17 protein-coding genes are annotated in these 20,025 nt (G+C 72.5%); 6 read left to right on the top strand and 11 right to left on the bottom strand.

Features of this window, described 5'->3' with window-relative positions; all coding sequences use genetic code 11:
• Positions 1 to 4: 4 nt before the first annotated feature.
• From ACZ3OF_RS30405 to ACZ3OF_RS30395, 3 genes are all read right to left on the bottom strand, one after another.
• The gene (locus ACZ3OF_RS30405; protein WP_467307953.1) at positions 5 to 991 is read right to left on the bottom strand and encodes a hypothetical protein; all 987 of its coding nucleotides are present in this window, start codon (positions 989 to 991) and stop codon (positions 5 to 7) included.
• A 122-nt stretch (positions 992 to 1,113) separates the two neighbouring features.
• Positions 1,114 to 2,139: a zinc-dependent alcohol dehydrogenase gene (locus tag ACZ3OF_RS30400; protein ID WP_361675987.1), complete on the bottom strand. Its 1,026-nt coding sequence runs from the start codon at positions 2,137 to 2,139 to the stop codon at positions 1,114 to 1,116.
• Positions 2,136 to 3,302 carry a mandelate racemase/muconate lactonizing enzyme family protein gene (locus ACZ3OF_RS30395; protein WP_361675990.1) on the bottom strand — a complete coding sequence of 389 codons (1,167 nt, stop codon included), beginning with the start codon at positions 3,300 to 3,302 and terminating at the stop codon, positions 2,136 to 2,138. The genes ACZ3OF_RS30400 and ACZ3OF_RS30395 overlap by 4 nt, the downstream gene beginning before the upstream one ends.
• A gap of 199 nt (positions 3,303 to 3,501) precedes the next feature.
• Between ACZ3OF_RS30395 and ACZ3OF_RS30390 the strand changes: the two genes are divergently transcribed.
• The 3 genes from ACZ3OF_RS30390 to ACZ3OF_RS30380 all read left to right on the top strand — a co-directional run bounded on the left by ACZ3OF_RS30390 (position 3,502) and on the right by ACZ3OF_RS30380 (position 5,723).
• The gene (locus ACZ3OF_RS30390; protein WP_361675993.1) at positions 3,502 to 4,272 is read left to right on the top strand and encodes an IclR family transcriptional regulator; all 771 of its coding nucleotides are present in this window, start codon (positions 3,502 to 3,504) and stop codon (positions 4,270 to 4,272) included.
• Positions 4,269 to 5,117 (top strand): SMP-30/gluconolactonase/LRE family protein, encoded by an 849-nt coding sequence (locus ACZ3OF_RS30385; protein ID WP_361675996.1) that lies wholly within the window; start codon positions 4,269 to 4,271, stop codon positions 5,115 to 5,117. Before ACZ3OF_RS30390 ends, ACZ3OF_RS30385 begins: the two co-directional genes overlap by 4 nt.
• A 93-nt stretch (positions 5,118 to 5,210) precedes the next feature.
• Positions 5,211 to 5,723 carry a hypothetical protein gene (locus ACZ3OF_RS30380; protein ID WP_361675999.1) on the top strand — a complete coding sequence of 171 codons (513 nt, stop codon included), beginning with the start codon at positions 5,211 to 5,213 and terminating at the stop codon, positions 5,721 to 5,723.
• Here the strand turns inward: ACZ3OF_RS30380 and ACZ3OF_RS30375 are convergent.
• The 4 genes from ACZ3OF_RS30375 to ACZ3OF_RS30360 are packed head-to-tail and all read right to left on the bottom strand — an operon-like array spanning position 5,702 to position 8,949.
• The gene (locus tag ACZ3OF_RS30375) at positions 5,702 to 6,469 is read right to left on the bottom strand and encodes a GNAT family N-acetyltransferase (RefSeq protein WP_467307950.1); all 768 of its coding nucleotides are present in this window, start codon (positions 6,467 to 6,469) and stop codon (positions 5,702 to 5,704) included. The genes ACZ3OF_RS30380 and ACZ3OF_RS30375 overlap by 22 nt on opposite strands.
• A 44-nt stretch (positions 6,470 to 6,513) precedes the next feature.
• Positions 6,514 to 7,011, bottom strand: coding sequence for a hypothetical protein (locus ACZ3OF_RS30370; protein WP_361676005.1), 498 nt, complete (start codon positions 7,009 to 7,011; stop codon positions 6,514 to 6,516).
• 22 nt (positions 7,012 to 7,033) lie between these two features.
• Positions 7,034 to 7,846, bottom strand: coding sequence for a hypothetical protein (locus ACZ3OF_RS30365; protein WP_467307947.1), 813 nt, complete (start codon positions 7,844 to 7,846; stop codon positions 7,034 to 7,036).
• A gap of 5 nt (positions 7,847 to 7,851) precedes the next feature.
• The gene (locus ACZ3OF_RS30360; RefSeq protein WP_361676011.1) at positions 7,852 to 8,949 is read right to left on the bottom strand and encodes an AI-2E family transporter; all 1,098 of its coding nucleotides are present in this window, start codon (positions 8,947 to 8,949) and stop codon (positions 7,852 to 7,854) included.
• A gap of 151 nt (positions 8,950 to 9,100) precedes the next feature.
• On the opposite strand from ACZ3OF_RS30360, the gene ACZ3OF_RS30355 reads away from it, so the two are divergent.
• Together ACZ3OF_RS30355 and ACZ3OF_RS30350 are read left to right on the top strand one after the other, a co-directional pair.
• Complete coding sequence (locus ACZ3OF_RS30355) at positions 9,101 to 9,952, top strand: DMT family transporter (protein ID WP_361676013.1); 852 nt, start codon at positions 9,101 to 9,103, stop codon at positions 9,950 to 9,952.
• The gene (locus tag ACZ3OF_RS30350; RefSeq protein ID WP_467307944.1) at positions 9,949 to 11,166 is read left to right on the top strand and encodes an MFS transporter; all 1,218 of its coding nucleotides are present in this window, start codon (positions 9,949 to 9,951) and stop codon (positions 11,164 to 11,166) included. Before ACZ3OF_RS30355 ends, ACZ3OF_RS30350 begins: the two co-directional genes overlap by 4 nt.
• Before the next feature lie 33 nt (positions 11,167 to 11,199).
• On the opposite strand, the gene ACZ3OF_RS30345 is transcribed toward ACZ3OF_RS30350, so the two are convergent.
• The 4 genes from ACZ3OF_RS30345 to ACZ3OF_RS30330 all read right to left on the bottom strand — a co-directional run bounded on the left by ACZ3OF_RS30345 (position 11,200) and on the right by ACZ3OF_RS30330 (position 17,522).
• Complete coding sequence (locus tag ACZ3OF_RS30345) at positions 11,200 to 14,103, bottom strand: NHLP bacteriocin export ABC transporter permease/ATPase subunit (protein WP_467307942.1); 2,904 nt, start codon at positions 14,101 to 14,103, stop codon at positions 11,200 to 11,202.
• A 1-nt stretch (position 14,104) separates the two neighbouring features.
• Positions 14,105 to 16,381 (bottom strand): NHLP family bacteriocin export ABC transporter peptidase/permease/ATPase subunit, encoded by a 2,277-nt coding sequence (locus tag ACZ3OF_RS30340; protein ID WP_467308018.1) that lies wholly within the window; start codon positions 16,379 to 16,381, stop codon positions 14,105 to 14,107.
• On the bottom strand, positions 16,366 to 17,172 hold the full coding sequence (locus tag ACZ3OF_RS30335; RefSeq protein ID WP_361676025.1) for a biotin/lipoyl-containing protein: 807 nt from the start codon (positions 17,170 to 17,172) through the stop codon (positions 16,366 to 16,368). Before ACZ3OF_RS30335 ends, ACZ3OF_RS30340 begins: the two co-directional genes overlap by 16 nt.
• A 98-nt stretch (positions 17,173 to 17,270) precedes the next feature.
• On the bottom strand, positions 17,271 to 17,522 hold the full coding sequence (locus tag ACZ3OF_RS30330) for a hypothetical protein (RefSeq protein WP_361431809.1): 252 nt from the start codon (positions 17,520 to 17,522) through the stop codon (positions 17,271 to 17,273).
• A 350-nt stretch (positions 17,523 to 17,872) separates the two neighbouring features.
• Between ACZ3OF_RS30330 and ACZ3OF_RS30325 the strand changes: the two genes are divergently transcribed.
• Complete coding sequence (locus ACZ3OF_RS30325; RefSeq protein WP_467307939.1) at positions 17,873 to 19,921, top strand: prolyl oligopeptidase family serine peptidase; 2,049 nt, start codon at positions 17,873 to 17,875, stop codon at positions 19,919 to 19,921.
• Positions 19,922 to 20,025 lie beyond the last annotated feature (104 nt).

Raw genomic sequence — 20,025 nt, 5'->3', positions numbered from 1 at the left:
GTCATCAGTCCTTGTCGGTGTGGTGGATCGGGTCGGGGAAGCGGTGCAGCGGGCCGGGCAGCCGCGAGCCGAGCGGGGACATCCCGCCGTCCGCGCCGTGCCGGGCCAGCAGGTCCAGGGCGAGCCGGCCGCGGCGCACCCGCTCGCGGGCGGTGGCGAGCACGGTCTCGCGCAGATGCAGGCCGGAGGGGTAGAGCGAGGGCGCCTTCGACAGACCGAACTTGAGATACAGCGGGGCGCCGCGGCGGATCAGCTCGGCGACCTCGTACATCCGGACGTAGCCGCCCAGGTCGTCGGGCGCCTCGATGTACATGTCCATCGGCGCGGCGCTCACCCGGCGGATCTCGGTGAGATGGGCGAGCGGAAGATCGCTCGGTACGTTCACCGAGTCGGCGCCCAGGCGCTCATGGACGGCGTACGCGGCGGGGTTCACGGGGCCGATCAGCGCCGAGACCTTCAGCGTGGTGTCGGCTGGGATCACCCCGTGGCACCGGGCCCGGTGCAGCGTCCACAGCACGCCCTCGTCCGCCACCAGCAGGCACCGGACACCGAGTGCGGTGGCGCGGACGGCGTCCTCCACGCAGCCGGCGACCGCGTCATGGCCGCGAGCGCGCAGGCCGCCGCCCCGGGAGTCGCTGCGGACCGAGCCGCCGATGTCCCAGGTGCCGCGGGGGCCGGTGAACAGACAGAGTTCGACGGAGCGTTCGGCGGCCGCGTGCACCATCCCGGTGATCTCGCCGTCCGTGAGCATCCAGACGCCGCTGCCCTGGCTGACCCGGTGGACCGGCACGTCGAGCCGTGCGGACTCCTCCAGGACCGCCTCCAGCGCCTCGGGTCCTTCCACGGACGGCACCTCGGTCCGCCAGGTGCCGCCGTCCGGGAAGGAGTGCGGGGAAGCGTCCGCGGGGGAGGGGGCGGGGGAGCCGAGCCCGAGGACGGCGAGGGCGTGTTCGCCGGGGCGCCGGGGCGCGGAAGGCGGAGCTTCGGTCACGAGCGGTCCTCCGTGTTCGATATTTCGGACAAGGTTCGGAATTGTGGGTGTGGGTGGGCCGGTACGGGTCCGGACCTCCGGGCGCACGGGGCCTGGGCGCGGGCCGTGGGGGCTTCCGGGTGTCAGGGCCGCAGCAGCACCTTCCCGACCTTGGGGTCACCGGATCCCATCAGCTCGATGGCCTGCGGGAACGCGGAGAGGGGCAGCTCGTGCGTCACCAGCGCGGCGAGGTCGAGCAGGCCCGCCCCGAAGGCGCGTACGGCATGGGCCCAGGCTGCGGGCGGCGCGCCGAAGACCGTGTGCAGGGTCAGCCGACGGGTGACCAGCGCCGCGGGGTCGAGGCCCGTCGCTCCGGGGCCGGGGATACCGGTGAGCACGACCCGGCCACCCCTGCGGGCGAGGTCCACGGCGGTGCGGGCGGAGCCAGGGGCCCCGGCGGCCTCCAGGACCAGATCGCACCGGCCGTCCGTCTCCTGCGCCGCCCCGACGACGGTGGTCGCCCCGAACTCCCGTGCCGCCTCGGCCCGTTCACGCCGGGGCTCCACCACGTACAGCTCGGCGGGCGAGGAGGCGGCCAGCAGCTGGACGGCGATCTGCCCCAGGGTCCCCGCACCGACGACGGCGACGCGTTCGCCCGGCCGTGGAGCCGCCGCGAGCGTCGCGGCCGCCACACAGGCGGCCGGCTCCAGAAGGGCGGCCGCCGCCAGATCGGCGTCGTCCGGGAGTACGTGGAGCAGCCGGGCCGGGAGCGTCAGCGTGGGCGCCATCGCGCCCGGCCGGGTGAACCCGGTCTCGTCGTACCCGGCCGTGCAGAGCGTGGTGTTGCCCGTATGACAACGTTCGCAGACCTGGCAGCCGCGGAAGCCCTCGCCGACCACCTTCCTGCCGACGAGCTCCTCGGGGACGCCCGCGCCGACCTGGGCCACCGTCCCCGACCACTCGTGGCCGGGCGTGAGCGGGTACCGCACGAACCCCTCGGGCCGGGTGCCCCGGTACACCTCGCGGTCACTGCCGCAGACACCGCTCGCGTACACCCGTACCAGCGCCTCCCCGGGCCCGGGCGGGACCGGTTCGTGCGGGACCAGGCGGTGCTCCCCCGGGGCGTCGACGACGACCGCGAGGCCGGGGCCGCCCGGTGCGCCGCTCACGCGCCGCCGCCCCGCGTCGCGGGGGCGCGCCGCTCCCAGCCGTCCGCCCACAGGTCGAAGCGGGCCTGCTGCTGCGGGAACTCGGCCGCCGCGTCCGTGTCGAGCTCGACGCCGAGACCGGGCGCCTCCGAGAGGTGGAAGTAGCCGTCCACCACCTGGGGCGCGCCCTTGACGACCTTCTTGATCTCCGCGTCCGCGAAGTCGTTGAAGTGCTCCAGGATCTTGAAGTTCGGCGCGGTGAAGCCGACCTGGAGGGAGGCGGCGGTGAGCACCGGACCGCCGACGTTGTGCGGGGCGACCATCATGTAGTGCGTCTCGGCGGTCGCGGCCAGCTTCCGGGTCTCCCAGATGCCGCCGAGGTGGCCGACGTCCGGCTGGAGGATGTCGACGGCCTGGCTCTCGAACAGCTCACGGAACTCGATCCGGTCGTGGACCCGTTCACCCGTCGCGATCGGGAGGTCCACCTTGGCCGCCACCTTCTCCAGCGCCTTAAGATTCTCGGGTGGTACCGGTTCCTCCAGCCAGGCCGGGCGGAACGGTGCCATCTCCCGGGCCAGCCTGATCGCCGTGGCCGGCGAGAAGCGCCCGTGCATCTCCAGCATGAGTTCGGCGTCCGGCCCGATGGCGTCCCGTACCGCCTCGATCAGGGAGATCGCGTACAGCGTGTCCTGGTGCGACAGTTCGAGGTGCCCGGTTCCGAACGGGTCGATCTTCAGGGCCTGGTAGCCCCGCTCGATCACCGCGCGCGCGGCCTTGTGGTACGCCTCCGGGGTCCGCTCGGTGGTGTACCAGCCGTTGGCGTACGCCTTGACCCGGTCGGTCACCTTCCCGCCGAGCAGCTGCCAGACCGGCACCCCGAGCGCCTTGCCCTTGATGTCCCAGCAGGCCATCTCGACCACCGCGATGCCCGACATCACGATCTCGCCCGCCCGCCCGAAGTCCCCGTACTTCATCCGGCGGACCAGGTCCTCGACGGCGAACGGGTCGGAACCGGCGATGTGGTTGGCCTCCGCCTCGCGGAGGTAGCCGAGCAGCGCGTCGGTGTGGCCGAGCATGCGGGTCTCACCCACGCCCGTCAGTCCCTCGTCGGTGTGGACGAGCACATAGGTGAGGTTGCGCCAGGGAGTTCCGACGACATGAGTGCTGATTCCCGTGATACGCACGGCAGTTGCCCCTCGGTCTCGTTCGAAATTTCGTCACACGTTCGAAATGTAGGCGTGACCGTAGGGGCTGGTCGGGAACCTGTCAACGGATCGCGCGGCCGTTGCCGGATGAAGAGGCCTGTGGTTAGCCTGTGTTCGCGATATCGGTCACCGGCCGGAATACCGAACGAGGCCGGACACGAGGGGTGGGTGAGCGGCGATGGGGCGACAGGTTCCCGCGGTGAGCAGGGCGCTGGACATACTGGAGCTGTTCCTGACGGGCGACGAGACACTCTCCGCCCCGGACGTCGTCCGCAGGCTCCGGCTCCCGCGCACCACCGTGCACGAGCTGCTCACCACGCTGGCCGCCCGCAACTACCTCGTGCCCGTCCCCGAACAGCCCGGCCGCTACCGGCTGGGCGTGCGGACCTACCAGCTCGGCAGCCGGTACGCGGAGCAGCTGGACCTCGCGGCCGAGGGGCGGCAGGTGGCCTGCGAGGTCGCCGCGATCTGCGACGAGACCGTCCACGTCGCGCTCCTGGAGGACACCGACGTCATCTACGTCGCCAAGGTGGACTCCACCCACGCGGTCCGCATGGTCTCGGCCGCTGGCCGCAGGCTCCCCGCGCACTGCACCGCCGTCGGCAAGATGCTGCTCGCCTCCCTGCCGCCGGCCGAGCTGGACAGCCGGATCGACGGGCGCGAGCTGGTCGGGATGACGCCGAACAGCATCACTGGCCACGACGCGCTGCGCGCCGCCCTCACCGAGATCCGCGAGCGGGGCGTCGCCGTCGAACACCAGGAGTCCAACCCGGACGTGAGCTGTGTCGCCGCCCCCGTCCGCGACAGCTCAGGGCGGGTCGTCGCGGCGCTCTCCGTCTCCGTGCCGGTGATCCGCTGGAGCGAGGACCGGGAGCGGGAGCTCGCGGAGCTGGCCGCCAAGGGCGCCGCCGACCTCTCCGTACGGCTCGGTCACCGGGGCACACGATGAGCGCCGGCCTCGCGGTCGCGGTGCGCGAGGAGGCGGCACTGGGCGAGGGACCCACCTGGGACGCGGCCGCGCAGCGGCTGATCTGGGTCGACATCCTCGGCTCGCGCGTCCACACCTACAGCCCGGCCACCGGCCGGCGCACCGTCATGGCCACCGAGCAGCACGTCGGCGCGGCGAAGCCCTGCGCGGATGGCGGCCTCGTGGTCAACCTCCGGGACGGCATAGGGCGGTACGCCCGGGACGGCGCCTTCGCCTGGCTCCTGCGCGACCCCGTGCCGGGCCGCCGTGGCAACGACGCCGCCGTGGCCCCCGACGGGGCGCTCTGGGCGGGCACCATGCGCTACGACGAGGCACCCGGCGGCGGCAACCTCGTCCGCCTCGCCCCCGACGGCACCGCGCACGAGGCCCTTCCCGGGGTGACGGTCAGCAACGGCATCGGCTGGAGCCCGGACGGCTCCCTCATGTACTACGTCGACAGCCCCACGCGCCGCATCGACGTCTGCCCCACCGGCGCCGAACTCGCCACCCACCGCCGCCCCTTCGTGACGATCGAGCCCGGCGCGGGCTTCCCCGACGGGCTCACGGTCGACGCGGACGGCTGCGTCTGGGTCGCGCTCTGGGACGGCGCACAGATCCGCCGGTACACCCCGGACGGCACCCTGGACCGCGTCGTCCCGCTCCCGGTGCGGCGCCCCACGGCCTGCGCCTTCGGCGGCCCGGAGCGGCGGGACCTGTACATCACCACGGCCCGCACCGGTGGGGCCCGCCCTCACCCGCTGGCCGGTTCCCTGCTCGTCCTGCGGGCCGCGGGCCAGGGCCTGCCGGGTGTCGCCTTCGGCGGCTGAGGCCCGGCGAGGAAGGACCGTGCCCGGCTCTTGCCCGGCCCGATGCCGTCCAGGACCATGGCGAGGACTGCCGGGGTCTGCGGGGGGACACGGATGGAGTTCTTGGTCGGTGGCTTGATAACGGTCCTGGGCGTGCTGGTCGGCGGCGGACTGAGCTGGTTCTCCACCACGAGGCGCGATCGTCTGGTGATGGCGTTCGACATGCACCGTGAGCTGCACGGTACGGAGTTACTCCACGCGCGGTACAGAGCGGGCGCGGCGGTGAGACGCCACCAGGGCCGGACGTACCTCGAACTGGAGCAGGAGCTGGGCCCCGAAACGGCTCACGACCTGCGGCTGGTCGTCCACTTCTTCGAACGCCTGTGGCTGGCCATCGAGCACGACGCGATCGAGCGGAAGTGCGTTCCGAGGCTCTTCGGCGACACGTTCTACTGGTGGTACGCCGCCTCCTTCCGCCATCAGTTCGTTCCCCTTTCCAGCGAGGTCGGCCTCAACATCCAGAGTCTCTGGGACTGGCTGGAGGCCCATGCCTCGGAGGCGCAGAAGCGAGGATGGCGGCACGGCAACGAACGATGGCTGCCCGCTCAGCCCGCGGACCAGGAGTGACCGTGGCCTCCCCCGTCGGAGACCTCGAACGTCGCGACCTCGACCGCCTCGTGGAAGCCGAGCCGCTTGTACAGGTCGATGGCCCCGTGATTGCCGGTGTTGACCCCCAGCCCCACGGCGCCCGTGCCGGCGATCAGCCGCCGTGTCATGGCGGCCGTGAGCGCGGTGCCGAGCCCTTCCCGGCGACGCCCCGGCCTGACCGTGATCGCCGCGAGGTATCCGACGCCCCCGAAGCTGCGATCGGCACCGCAGGCCACCAGTTGACCGCCTTCCCAGATGCCGTACCACCCGTGGATGCCCCGGGCCCGGGCGCGGACCACGGTGTCGGGGTTCCCCACGCGCAGCAGCTCTTCCAACGCGTCGTAGTGGGCCGTTGAGATGAGGGCCACCTCGGCCTCCCTCGTGTGGACGGGCGGCTCGCTGGTCGTCCAGCGGAACTGCCATTCCTCGCGCAGGCGGACACCGGGGAGGCCGTGGAAGCGCCGGGCCGGAAGCGGCACCCTCAGCCAGGACCCGTCGGGAATCCTGCCGGACCGGCGCAGCTCCATGAACAGCTCGGCCGCGGCCTCCGAGTTCGTGTTCAGGGAGACCAGAGACGCCCACGGGGTCCGGGTGAGCCACGCGACGGTGCGATCGGTGACGTACGCGGTCGACTGCGGGGACAACGCCATACGCGTATAGGGGGTGTCGCCCACTGTCGCGAGGATGTCCGCGTACCCGGCGACACGATCCGTATCGAAGGACATGAACGGACCCTAGTTCCTTGACGGGACGACGTCATCGGTGCGCCTCAGGCCGGGGTCGCGGCCATGGGCGCGTTGTCGAGCAACAAGCGCAGCCCGCCGTCCTCCGGGCACCGAAGGCCGGCCGAGACGGCCCGCACCGACGCCTCCCCGTCGAGGACCAGCGCGACCGCCACCTGGAACACTCCGTGCCCCTCGGGGCACGAGAGGTAGCCCGCCGGGGCGGGGGAGGGGCAGGGCAGGGTCTGTGAGGGCGTGAGGGTCCACGGGACACCGCTGAGGGCGCCGGTCCGTCGGAAGGTGGTGGTCAGGACGTCTGCGTCGATCGGCAGGAGGCAGCCCACGCAGAAGCACTCGCCTTCCCACACCTCGAACTCGGCCGACGCGACGCCCCCCGCTCCGCATCGCTCGCACACGACGACCGCCGTCACCACCCGCCCGCCCGGCAGCCCGCGGGCCGCCTGCTCCACCTTCCGCAGCAGATCGTCGGGCCCGGTGTCCGCATCGCCGACGGGTCCCGCGCTCCAGGCGTCTTCAGGCTCCATGATCGACATCCTCGCACGGCCATCACGCCCGGCCCGTACGGGCCTTGTCGGCGCGGGCGTGGGCTTCGCGCGCCGCCCGCACCGCCTCCTTCGCCGCCTTCCGGGCCGTCCGCTGTTCCGATCTCGCCTCGCGCAGCCGGTCCTCGAGCGCGACCACGCGGTCGTCCACCTCCTTCGCACGGGCCTCCGCCGCCTGGAGCTCCCCGTCCTTGCGACGCGCTTCGGCGGCCGCCTCCTGCGCTGCCTCGGCCGCTTCTGCCGCCGCCTTCTCCGCCGCCTTCTCCGCCGCCGCGCGGGCGCGGGCGTCCGGCTGGGCGCGGCGCTGCGGCTCGGGGCGTGGCGGGAGGGTCTCGGGGACGATCGAGCCGAAGCCCACCGGGCCCTCCGGGGCTTTCACCAGGCGACCCGCCGACCATTCCGCCGCGATGTCCGGGTCTGCGAGAACCGCGCGGAAGAGCTGCTCGACCTCCTGGCGGACCGAGGCGCTCAGCGGGTGACCCGCCTCGTCGGCGACCGCCGCCGCCTCCCGGACCTCGGCGGCGATCACCTTGTTCTGCACGCCGACGGCCTCGCGCATCTTCGTCGCGTCCAGCAGACGGGTGGCCTCCTGGAGCGTCTCGCCGAGCGTGAGCAGCCGCCGGACGTCCTCCGGCCGTTCCCGTACGAACCGGTTCGAGGCCCAGGCGGCCAGCGTGGGGCGGCGCAGCGCGGCGATCCGCTGCGCATCGGCCGCGTCCCCGGCCTTGCGCGCCTCTGCCGTCCGGGCGTCACGGGCCGCCACGAACTCCTCCGGCGCGACCCCGTACAGCTCGTCGATGACCTGCTCGACGTCCATGGCCTTCACTGTCGCACCGCCGGGTCGGCCGCCCCCGGATCGCCCTCGGCGGCCTCGCGCGCGTCCCGCAGCTCCGTGTAGACCGCCCAGGCCACCGACACCATCGGCACCGCCACCACCGCCCCCACGACACCCGCGGCGATCGCCCCCGCGATCACCGAGATGGCCACCACCAGCGGATGCAGCCGTACGGCCCAGCTCATCACGAGCGGGTGCAGCAGATGCCCCTCGATCTGACCGATGACCACGATCAGGGCGACCACGATCGCCGCCACCCAGGGGCCCTGCGAGGCCAGCGCCACGATCGCGGCGACGGCCAGCGCGATCGGCGAGCCGATCAGCGGGACGAAGGCGGCCATGAACTCGAGCAGCGCCAGCGGGACCGCCAGCGGAACGCCGAGCAGCCAGAGGGCGAGACCGACGAGCACCGCGTTCACCGCGGCGACCAGCACGATGCCGTGCGTGTACCCGGTGAACGTACGCCAAGCCGCGCGGCCGCCGATGTCCATGCGCACGCGTACCGTCCCGGGCAGCTGCTCGCGCAGCCACGCCCACTGCCGGTCACCCGAGTGGATGAAGAACACCGAACAGAACAGCGCCAGGGCCAGCGTGGTCAGCACCGCCACCAGCCGGTGCGCCCCGCTCATCGCCTCGCTGATCAGCGTCGAGCGGTGGCTGGAGAGGAACTGTCCGATCCTGCCCTGGACGTCCGAGAGCGCCTCCGGGTTCAGCCGGAACGGCGGGCGCTCCAGCCAGTCCTCGATCCGGTCGATGCCCTCACGGAACTCGCGTACCAGCGTGGTCCGGTCATGCTCCACCGCCTCGCCGACCAGCGCGAGGACGCCGAGGACCAGGGCGATGCTGCCGAGGATGGTGACGGTCACCGCCAGCGGCCGGGGCAGCCCCTTGGCGACCAGATCGGCCACCGGGCGCAGCAGCGCGGTGACCACCAGGCCGAGGAACACGGCCACGCCGATCTCGTGGAAACGCCCGAGGACGGCGAACAGGCTGTAGACCAGCGCCCCGACGACGAGCAGCCGCCACGCGTACGCGGCGGCGGTACGGAGGAACGGGATCACCGGCGGCGGTGTGCCTTGCTGCATGGCCAACGACGTACCACCCTGAGCCGCGCGGGCCACGCCCGAGGCCCGGTATTCGGCCGACCGGGCTCAGGAGCGGCGCGTACAGGGTGAACCCGGTGCCCGGGCCGGTGTCGGCGCCGGGCCGCCGACCGATGCCGGTGAGTATCGGAGGATGGGCGTCGTCCTGCCGGTTCTCTTCGCGTTCTGCGCCGCGTTCAGCAACGCGCTCGCCACCGTGCTGCAGCGCCGTGCCGCGCTCACCGTCCGTCAGACCGACTCGTTCCGGCCCGGCCTGATCCTCGATCTGCTGAAGCGCCCGCTCTGGCTCGCCGGCATCCTCGCGGTGATCGTCGCCGGCGTGGGACAGGCGGCGGCCCTGGCGACCGGCCCGCTGGCGCTCGTACAACCACTGTTCGTGCTCGAGCTTCCGCTCGCGCTGTTGCTCGCCTCGCTGATGTCACGGGAGCGGCTCCCGTCGGCACAGTGGCTGGCGGTGGCCGCGGTGGTGGCGGGGCTCGGGGTGGCCCTCATGGCGGCCTCGCCCGACGGGAACCGTACGCACGTGCCGCTGGACCGCTGGGTACCGGCCCTCGTGGTGTGCGCCGCCGCGGTGGTGGCCCTGACCACGGTCGGCCTGCGCAGACCTCCGGGCCGGGCCCGTGCCGGGTGCCTCGGCGCCGCCACGGCGATCTGTTACGCGCTCACGGCCGGCCTGATGAAGACGTCCATGCACATCCTGGACGACGGCGGTGTGACCGCGTTTCTGACGGCCTGGCAGACGTACGCCTTCTGCGTCGCCGGGATCGCGGCCCTCCTGCTGCTCGAACACGCCATGCAGGGCGGGCCCCTGGTCGCCTCCCAGCCCGCGCTGACCCTCGGCGACGCCACGGTGAGTCTGATGCTGGGCATCCTGATCTACGAGGAGAACGTACGCATGGGATGGTGGCTGGTCCCGGAGCTGGTGGGCGTCGGTCTGATCGTCCTCGGCGTCTTCTCCCTGGCCCGCGCCGGGGTGTCGGGATGAGCCGCGCGACCGCTCCGTCCCGGCGCGCCCCCCGCCGCGACCGGCACCTCGGCTATGTGGCGGCGGCCGTGGTCTTCGCCATCGGCATGGCGGGCACGACGCTGCCCACACCGCTCTACGGGCTGTACCGCGAGGAGCTCGGCTTCTCCGAGCTGATGGTCACGGTGATCTTCGCCAGCTACGCCGTGGGCGTCATCGCCACCCTGCTGCTCGTGGGCAACCACTCGGACGTGGTGGGGCGCCGCCCCGTCCTGTGGACGGCGCTGGGCCTGGCCGCGGCGAGTGCGCTCTGCTTCCTGTTCGAGGACGGACTGCCGTTCCTGTTCGCGGGCCGGCTGCTGTCCGGCTTCTCGGCGGGGCTGCTGAGCGGGGCGGGGACGGTCACCGTCCTGGAGCTCGCGCGGCCGGAACGGAAGTCGCGTGCGGGGTTCGCCGCGACCGCCGCGAACATGGGCGGCCTCGGGTGCGGACCGCTGCTCTCCGGGCTCCTCGCGCAGTACGCCCCGAGGCCGCTGGAGCTGCCGTTCCTGGCCCACCTCGCGCTGGTCGTCGTGGGCTGCGTCATCGTGCTGTTCCTGCCGGAGACGGTCGCGGAACCACGGCTCGGGGCCCGGCCGAGGCCGCAGGGTCTGTACGTACCGGCCGAGGTCCGGGGCATCTTCACGCCCGCGGCGCTCGCCGCCTTCGCCGGGTTCTCGCTGCTCGGCCTCTTCACCGCCGTGGCGCCGAGCTTCGTCTCGCACACGCTCGGGATCACCAACCTGGCCGTCTCGGGCCTCGTGGTCTTCTCGGTGTTCCTCTCCTCCACCGTGGGACAGTCGTGGACCTCCAGGATGGCCGTACGCGTCGCCCTGCCCCTCGGCTGCCTGGTGCTGGTCGTCGGCCTCCTCCTCGTCGGCGCGTCCCTGTGGGTGGAGGCGCTGCCGCTGCTGGTGGCCGGAGCGGTCTGCGGCGGGATCGGCCAGGGCCTCGCCTTCCGTGCCGGCCTGATCGCCGTCGGCGAGGCGGCACCGCCCGCGCACCGGGCGGCGACGGTCTCCTCGTTCTTCGTAGTCGCCTACGCGGGCATCTCCCTGCCGGTCGTGGGCGTCGGGGCGCTGACGGAGTGGGTCGGCCTCGACGACGCCGGACTGATCTTCACCGGCTGTGTGACGCTCCTCGCCACGGCCACCGGCCTCCACCTGGCCCGCCGCCCGGCCCGCGGGGACGCCTGACACACGGTGTCCGGCTGCCGGGCGCGATCCGGGTCAGCTCAACTGGCGGCGGACCAGCTCGTGGAAGAGCCCGGTCGTGTCCGCGAGCAGCTCCGCCGGCGACCCCTGCTGGACGATCCGGCCGTCCGCCATCGCGATCACCCGGTCGGCGTCCATGATCGTGGACAGCCGGTGGGCGATCACGACGCGGGTCGCCTTCAGCGCGCGCGTCGACTCGATGACCACCCGCTGGGCCTCGTTGTCGAGCGCGCTCGTCGCCTCGTCGAAGAAGAGGATCCGGGGCCGGCGGATCAGCGCCTGGGCGATCATCAGCCGTTGGCGCTGGCCGCCCGAGATGGTGCCCCCGCCGTCGGACAGCATCGTGTGCAGGCCCATCGGCATGGCCTTGATGTCCTCGGCCAGACCCGCCATCGCGGCCGCGGCCCACACGTCCTCCAGCGGAAACGTCTCCGCGCCGCAGATGCAGTCGAGGATCGAGCCGGAGAACGGCTGCGCGTTCTGCAGCACGACACCGCACTGGCGGCGCACGGCCGCCTGGTCGAGGGCCGCCAGATCCTGGCCGTCGTAGCGGACAGCGCCGGACGTCGGCCTGTCGAAGCCGATGAGCAGCCGCAGCAGCGTCGACTTGCCGCAGCCGCTGGCGCCGACGATCGCCACGAACTCGCCGGGCCGCACCTGGAAGCCGACACCGTCGAGGACCGGCGGACCGTCGTCGGTGTAGCGGAAGGACAGGCCCTCGGCCTCGATCGCCCCGCTCAGCTCGCCCGGCTGGGCGCTGGAGCCTCGGACCTCGGGCGTCTCCCGGAGCACAGGCTTGACCTGTTCGAACATCGGCTGCACGGCCGCTGCCGACAGCAGCGCGCCGGTCAGCTGGGTGACCGACGACAGCAGCATGGTCACCGCCGTGCTGAACGTGAGGAACTCGCTTGCGGACATCGACCCGCGGGCCGGTCCGGCGAGCAGCATGAACATCACCAGCGTGCACAGCGGCAGACAGACCGCGCCGAGCACCGTGAGGACGTTCTTGATCCGCCCGATGCGCTGTTGCAGCTCACGGGTCCGGGCGAACTCGCCCGCCCATGCGGCGTACGCGAAGCTCTCGGCCGCCGCCACGCGCAGCTTCGACAGCCCGCGCAGCGTCTGGAAGGCCTGGTTGTTCAGCTTGTTGCCGATCCGGATCAGCTGCCGCTGGTACCGCAGTTGCCACAGCCCGAGGCCCAGGAAGACCGCCGCGATGACGAGCAGCATGGCGAGCGCGGCCAGCGCCAGCGGGACGCTGTAGACGAGCAGCAGGACCAGGTTCATCGTGCCGACCGTGCCCGCCTGGACGACGACCGGTCCGATGCCGGACAGCACCCTGCGGATGGCGCTGATGCCCATGGCCGCGCTGGCCAGTTCACCGGTGGAGCGGCCCGTGAAGAAGGTCGTGGGCAGCCGGAGCAGCCGGTCCCAGACCGCGGGCTGGAGGGTCGCCTCGATCCGGCCCTCCATACGCAGGATGGAGATGTTCTGGAGCAGCATGAAGGCGGCCGAGACGACGCTCGTGGCGATGATCGCCAGCGCGGTCTGCACGATGAGACCGTTCTCCGCCCGGGGGACGTACTCGCCGAGCACCTTGCCCGTCGCGATGGGCACCAGGGCGCCCAGGCCGACCGCGACGAGCCCGCTCAGCAGCAGCGTCCGCAGCTCCGCGCGGGTGCCGAGCAGGCTGAACCGCACCAGCCCGGGCAGGCTCGACGGCCGGTCGGGCAGCGGACGGTAGAGCATCACGGCGCGCGGTTCGAAGGCCGCCGCGTTGGCCTTTCCCACGCGCTCGCGCTCGCCGGTGGCGGGGTCGACGGCCTCGTACCGGCCACGCCGCCACAGCAGCGCGACCGGGCTCGCGTCCTCCTCGCGCCGCCCCACGAGCGGCCCGCTGTACTCCCGCCACCACCGCCCGCCGAGCCGCACGACACGCGTACGGATCCGTGAGGCGAGCGCGACCCGTTCGACGGGGTCGAGGCGCCCGGGCAGGCCCATCGCCTCCGCCGGGCCGGCCAGCGTGATCCGGGCCTCGCCGGCCACCAGACGGCACACGGCGTACGTCGCGTCGTCGCTCGCCCGTCCCCGGGAGCCCCGGCCCGCGGCGCCGCCCCGGCCCGCGCCCGAAGCACCGGAGCCCGACCGGCCGATGGAGGCCAGCAGCGCCTGGTCCGCCTCGGTCCGGGCGGCCCTGCCCGCCTCGATCCCGGCCGCCGTACGGTCCTCGTGGGCGCGCTCCAGCTGCTCGATCCAGCTGTCCAGGGCGTACAGCAGCCGGAACTGCTGGTCGACCATGCCCTGCCACATCGTCGGGTCGACGAGGAGGGTCCCGGCGGCGTCGTCCCCGTACCCCTCGTACGCCGCGCCGTACCGCACGCTGCCCGGGGCGATCTGCATCCACAGGACGTCGTCGTCCGCCGCGCCGGCCTCGTTGCCGGGGCGGCCGTCCAGCGGCGCCTGGTAGAGCACGCGCAGGCCACGGCCGATGCCGAGGGAGAAGGCGTGTTCGAGCGGGCTGAGCTGCGGCTCGGCGGTGCCGTACGGATCCGGGTCGGCGTACCACTGCCCCTCGTACCACTGCCCGCCGGCGAACGACAGCTCGCGCAGTTCCACGCGACGCAGCAGGCACCCCTCCAGCGGCCGTCCGATCAGGGTGTGCTCGGGCCCCTCCACAGGGCCGAGCAGCAGCGTGCCCGCCTCCAGCCGGCCGAGGAAGTGCCAGGGGCCGAGCTGTGCGGCGTCGACGGCGAACAGGTCCATGGCGCCCTCGACGACCAGCCACACCACGTGCGGGCCTTCGAGGGGGACACTGCGCATGCCGGTGCAGTCGACCGTCGTGCCCAGAGCGCCGAGGGCCGCGACGACGGGATCCACGACGACCGTGGACGGGTGCGTCGGCTGGTGAGGGAACGTCACCTCAGTGCTCCTTGACCAGTTCGGCGTACGCGCCGCCGGCGGCGACCAGGTACGCGTGACGGCCGCGCTCCACGACCGTGCCCCGGTCGAGCACCACGATCTCGTCGCTGTCGCGCACCGTGCTCAGCCGGTGGGCGATGACCACGCAGGCGCAGCCCCGGCGCCGCAGGTTGTCGATGATGACCTGCTCGGTCGCCGCGTCCAGCGCGCTGGTCACCTCGTCGAGGACCATGACGCTGGGGCGGCGCACCAGGGCCCGGGCGATCTCCAGACGCTGCCGCTGCCCGCCGGAGAAGTTGCGGCCGTCCTGCTCGACCCGGCTGTGGATCCCGCCGGGGCGGCGCGCGACCACGTCGTACACGGCCGCGTCCTCCAGGGCGGCGACGACGGCCTCGTCCGGGACGGAGGGGTCCCACAGCGCGATGTTGTCGCGGACCGTGCCCTCGAAGAGGAAGACGTCCTGGTCGACGAAGGAGACGGAGGCCGCCAAGGCGCCACGCGGGATGTCCTCCAGACGCATCCCGTCGATCCGGATGGCACCCTCCCACGGGGTGTAGAGGCCGGAGATAAGCCGGGAGACCGTCGACTTGCCGCTGCCGGAGCCGCCGACCAGCGCGACCTGCTGTCCGGGGCCCACCGAGAGCGAGAAGTCCTTCAGGAGCGGGGCGTCCAGAGGGCTGTAGCCGAAGGTGACGGCGTCCAGCTCCACATGGCCCTTCAGACGGCGGGTCCTGGCCGGCGGCTCGCGCCGCGTGTGGACCGGGTCGACGGGGAAGTTCTCGACGTCCTTGAGGCGGGCGACGTCCGCCGCGAAGTCCTGGATCCTGCCCGCCACGCCGTTGAGACGGGTGATCGGCGCGGTGAAGCTGGTGACCAACGCCTGGAAGGCGACGAGCAGACCGACGGAGAGATGCCCCTCCACCGCCCGCAGTCCGCCGATCATCAGGATCAGCGCGCTGTTCAGCGCCGCCAGGGTGGGCGCGACGACCGCCAGCCAGGCGCTGGGCACGCCCAGCCGCTGCTGGACGTCGAGCGTGGTGGCGTGCTGCCCGGCCCAGCGGCGGAAGAAGCCGTTCTCGCCGCCGGTCGCCTTCATCGTCTCGATGAGCTGAAGACCGCTGTACGAGGTGTTGGTCAGCCGGGCGCTCTCGGCGCGCAGCTTCTGTGTGTCGGTGGCCCGCAGCTGGATCACGATCCGCATGGCCACCACGTTCAGGAGCGCGATCAGCACGCCGACGACGGTGAGTTGCGGGTCGTACGTCCACAGCAGCACCGCGTAGAGGAGCACCACGACGGCGTCCACGCCCGCGGCGGCGAGGTCGCGGGCGAGGGTCTCGGCGACCGCGTCGTTGGACTGCAGACGCTGGACCAGATCGGCCGGGTTCCGCTGGGCGTAGAACGTGAGGGGGAGTCGGAGCAGGTGCCGCAGGAAGCGGGCGCTTCCGAGTGTGGAGGCGATGATGCGCCCGCGCAGCAGGTTGGCCTGTTGCAGCGCGGTGAGCGTCGCGGTGAGGACGAGGGTGGTCGCCATCGCCGCGAAGAGCACGCTCAGCAGCGACGTCTGGTTCCCGATGAGGAACATGTCGATGTACGTACGGCTCAGCGCGGGCACCCACGCACCGACGACGACCAGCAGCAGGCTGGAGATCACCGCGGCGGCCATCGTGCCGGACGTGCCGCGCAGCCGGTCGGGCAGGGCGCCCATGACGCCCGGCCTGCGGCCGCCCCGACGGAAGCCGGGGCCGGGCTCGAAGGTGAGCACGATCCCGGTGAAGCTCGTGTCGAACTCGTCCATCGGCACGAACCTGCGCCCCTTGCCGGGGTCGTTGACGTACACGCCCCTGCGGCCGAAGCGGCGCCCCATGCCGTCGTAGACGACGTAGTGGTTGAACTCCCAGAACAGGACGGCCGGGGCGGCCACGTCGGCGAGGGCCGCCAGGTCCATCTGCATGCCCTTGGCCTGGAGGCCGTAACCGCGCGCCGCCTTCAGGAGGTTGCTCGCGCGGGACCCGTCGCGGGAGACGCCGCAGGCGATGCGCAGCTCCTCCAGGGGGACGAAGCGGCCGTAGTGGCTGAGCACCATCGCCAGGGCGGCGGCGCCGCACTCGACGGCCTCCATCTGGAGCACGGTGGGTGTGCGTACGGTACGGGGCCGCCGGCCCTTGGGCACGGGCCCGCGGCGGCGTCGGGCGGGCGGCAGCCGGCGCGCCGAGGCCCGGGACCGGGAGCGGCCGCGGTCCCGTGTGGACTCCACCGGCGCGGTCACGGCAGCAGCCAGTCGACGGGGCGCTGCGCGGAGAGGTGGACGGCGCCCGTGACCGGCGTACCGGAGTCGATCGGGTGCGGGGGCCCGTCCGTGGAGGACCAGGTGTAGCCGGACGGTGTGGAGGAGGAGCGGTCGAGGCGCACGAGCACCGCGACGGGGTTGCCCTGCCGGGAGAACTGCGTGGCGAGCCCGCTGTCGCCGAGGAAGGCGCCGATCTGCTCCCGTGTCTGGGGAGTACGGCTCACGGCCTCCACCCGCCCGCGCAGGACGCCGTAACGGTCACGGGGGACGGACTGGACGCCGAGGTCGACCCGCGCGCCCACCTGGAGCGTCGATGCGCCGTCGCCCGGGAGGTACAACATGGCCACCAGCGGGTCCTTCGGGTCGGTCACGCGCTCCACCGTCGCCACGTCCGCGCCGGTCGTGACGACCGCGCCCATCCGGGCGAAGAGTGTGGTCACCCGGCCGCCCGCCACCGCGCGCACGGGCCGGTCACCCTTGTCCGTACGGACGGTCAGCACCGGCGTCCCGGGGGAGACGGACCGGCCCTCCTCGACGAGGACGTCGGTGACCTGTCCGGCTACGGGACTCTGCAGCAGGTAGCTGCCCTCGGCGTGGGTGAGGACGCCGGGCGCGCTCAGCTTGGACGCCACCGTGCCGGTGAGGGCCCAGTAGCCCGCGACGGCGATGACGACGACCGTGACGGCCAGCACGAGGCGCCCCTGCGGGCGCGCGAAACGTACCGGCACATCGAGTTCTTCGGGTGATTGCAGCTTGGAAAGCGCCTTCTGGCGGAACTGCACGGACTATTCCCTCGACTGCATTCGAAACGTTCGGGTACGGGGGAGCCCATGAACCCCGGAACCGGGGGAGGTTCCGGGGTTCACGGGCGATATTCGGCTCAGAGGCCGGCGAGACCGGTGATGCCGGCGGTGTTCACCGAGACGCCGGTGATGCCCTGGGCAAGGCCGGGGACGCCGGTGGCGAGACCCTCGACACCCTGGACCGTCTGGAGGGAACCGACGGTGCCGAGCAGGCCCGTGACGTCGCTGGTCACAGCGCCGGCGAGGCCACCGGAGACGGCGACGAGACCGCCGGAAACGGCGTCCAGCTCGGCGTCGGAGATCTCTACCGTCTCAAGGTCGTGACGCATGATGCGCACCCTTCATTTGTTGGGGGGGAATCCGTTTCTGCGGCCGCAGGTGGCCGATCAAAGCATGCGAACGGGTTACCGGACCAATTCAGTTGACGCTTCGTCGCGGGCGGTTGTGTACCTCGGGCGACGTACGTGACTCCACATTCACGGGATGCCGACACCTTCTTCGCAGGATCGAGTAACAGATTCCGGAGCCCTGCCACGCGGCGGGAATGTAAGGGGACAGAAAAGGGCGACCCGGACGGCTTCCGTCCCGTCCCGGTCGAGGAATCGTGAAGGGGGCCGCCCCCAACACGGGCACGATGTGCAGGTTTCCGGCAGGCGCGAGGGCGGCGACCGGCGGCACAATGCGGTGTGTGACCGATGACGATCCGTATCTGTGGCTGGAAGACGTCGAGAGCGAGGCCGCGCTGGAGTGGGTGGCCGAGCGGAACGCCGAGACGGCGGCCGAACTCACCGCCGACGACGGCTTCGTCTCCCTCAAGGAACGACTGCGGGAGGCGCTGGACGCCTCGGACCGCATCCCGTACACGACCCGGCGCGGCGCCTTCCTCTACAACTACTGGCGGGACGCCGGAAACGTGCGGGGAGTGTGGCGGCGCACGACGCTGGAGCGGTACCGCAAGGACGAGCCCGAGTGGGAGGTCCTGCTCAACGTCGACGCGCTCGCCGAGGCGGAGGGGGTCCCCTGGGTGTGGGCGGGCGCGCGGGTGCGCCGGCCCGAGGACGACCTGGCGCTGGTGTGTCTGTCGCGCGACGGCGGTGACGCCGTGGAGGTCCGCGAGTTCGACCTCGCCACCCGGTCCTTCGTCGACGGGGGCTTCCGGGTGCCGGAGGCGAAGACGCGGATCGGGTGGATCGACGCCGACACCGTCTTCGTCGGCACCGACCTCGGCCCGGGCTCGCTGACCGACGCCGGCTATCCGCGCACGGTACGCCGGTGGCGGCGGGGCACGCCGCTGGAGGAGGCGGCCATGGTCTTCGAGGCCGAGTCCTCGGACGTGTCGGCTTGGGGGGCCCGCGACACCACACCCGGTTTCGAGCGGGATTTCGTCGGCCGCGCCAGGGACTTCTACCGCAGCGAGATGTACCTCCTGAAACCCGACGGGGCCCTCGTGAAGATCGACATCCCCGAGGACGCCCGCGCCTACGCCCATCGCCGGTACCTGATCGTCACCCTGAAGTCCGAGTGGCTCGGGCAGCCGGCCGGCTCCCTGCTGGCCTTCGACCTCGACGCCTTCCTGGCGGGCGACCGCACCGCGGAGGTGCTCTTCACCCCCGACGAGCGGACCGCGCTGGCCGGGCACTGCTGGACCCGCCACCATCTGCTCCTGGAGACGATGCGCGACGTCAGCACCCGGATCGAGATCCTCACCCCGACCGCCGGGGGCGGCGCCTGGGCGCGCGAGCCGCTCACCGACGTACCTCCGCTGTCCGCCGTCACCGTCGTGGACACCGACCCCGACGTCTCCGACGAGTACTTCCTCGACGTGTCGGGGTTCCTGCAGCCCTCCACCCTCTACCGGGGGCGGATCGGCGCCGAGACGGAGATCCTCAAGCAGGCCCCGGCGCGCTTCGACACGGCCGGCCTGACGGTGGAGCAGTTCTTCGCGACCTCACGGGACGGCACCCGCGTGCCGTACTTCGCGATCGGCCCGGACCGCGCCCTCACCGGCCCCGGGCCCACGCTGCTGTACGGCTACGGCGGCTTCGAGGTCTCCCTCACCCCCTCCTACGGATCCGTGCGCGGACGGGCCTGGCTGGAGCGGGGCGGAACCTACGTGATCGCGAACATCCGAGGCGGCGGGGAGTACGGACCGGACTGGCACCGGGCGGCGCTCGGGGCCGACCGGCCGCGGGCCTTCGAGGACTTCGCGGCCGTCGCCGAGGACCTCGTCGCGCGCGGCATCACCACTCCCGCCATGCTCGGCGCCGCGGGCGGCAGCAACGGCGGTCTGCTCATGGGTGCGATGCTCACCCGCCACCCGGAACTCTTCGGCGCGATCGTCGCCCAGGTGCCGCTGCTCGACATGATCCGCTTCCACCGGCTGCTCGCGGGTGCGTCCTGGATCGCCGAGTACGGCAACCCGGACGACGAGGCGGACCGCCCCCACCTCCGTGCGCTCTCCCCCTACCACCGGCTCGCCGCGGACCGCGTCTACCCGCCGGTCCTGCTGATGACCTCCACCCGCGACGACCGCGTCCACCCGGGCCACGCCCGGAAGACGGCCGCCCGCCTGCGCGAACTCGGGCACCGGGTGCTGCTGCACGAGAACACCGGGGGCGGGCACGCGGGTGCCAGTGACAATGAACAGTCAGCCCACAACAACGCCCTGATGCACACCTTCCTCTGGCGGCATCTCGCACGAGGTGAAGAACCCGCGCATATTCTGTGACGCATTCGCGCCGCCGTGGTGTCCGAACTCGTCGTCAACTCACCACGAAACTCTGGGTTCATCGTCCGCTCACTGCTCTGACCTGGGGAAATCCGGGCAGGGTG

Source organism: Streptomyces sp. NPDC022552 (genome assembly GCF_055561875.1).
The sequence above is the reverse complement of the archived record's forward strand: the minus strand, read 5'-3'. Positions and strand labels throughout refer to the sequence as shown.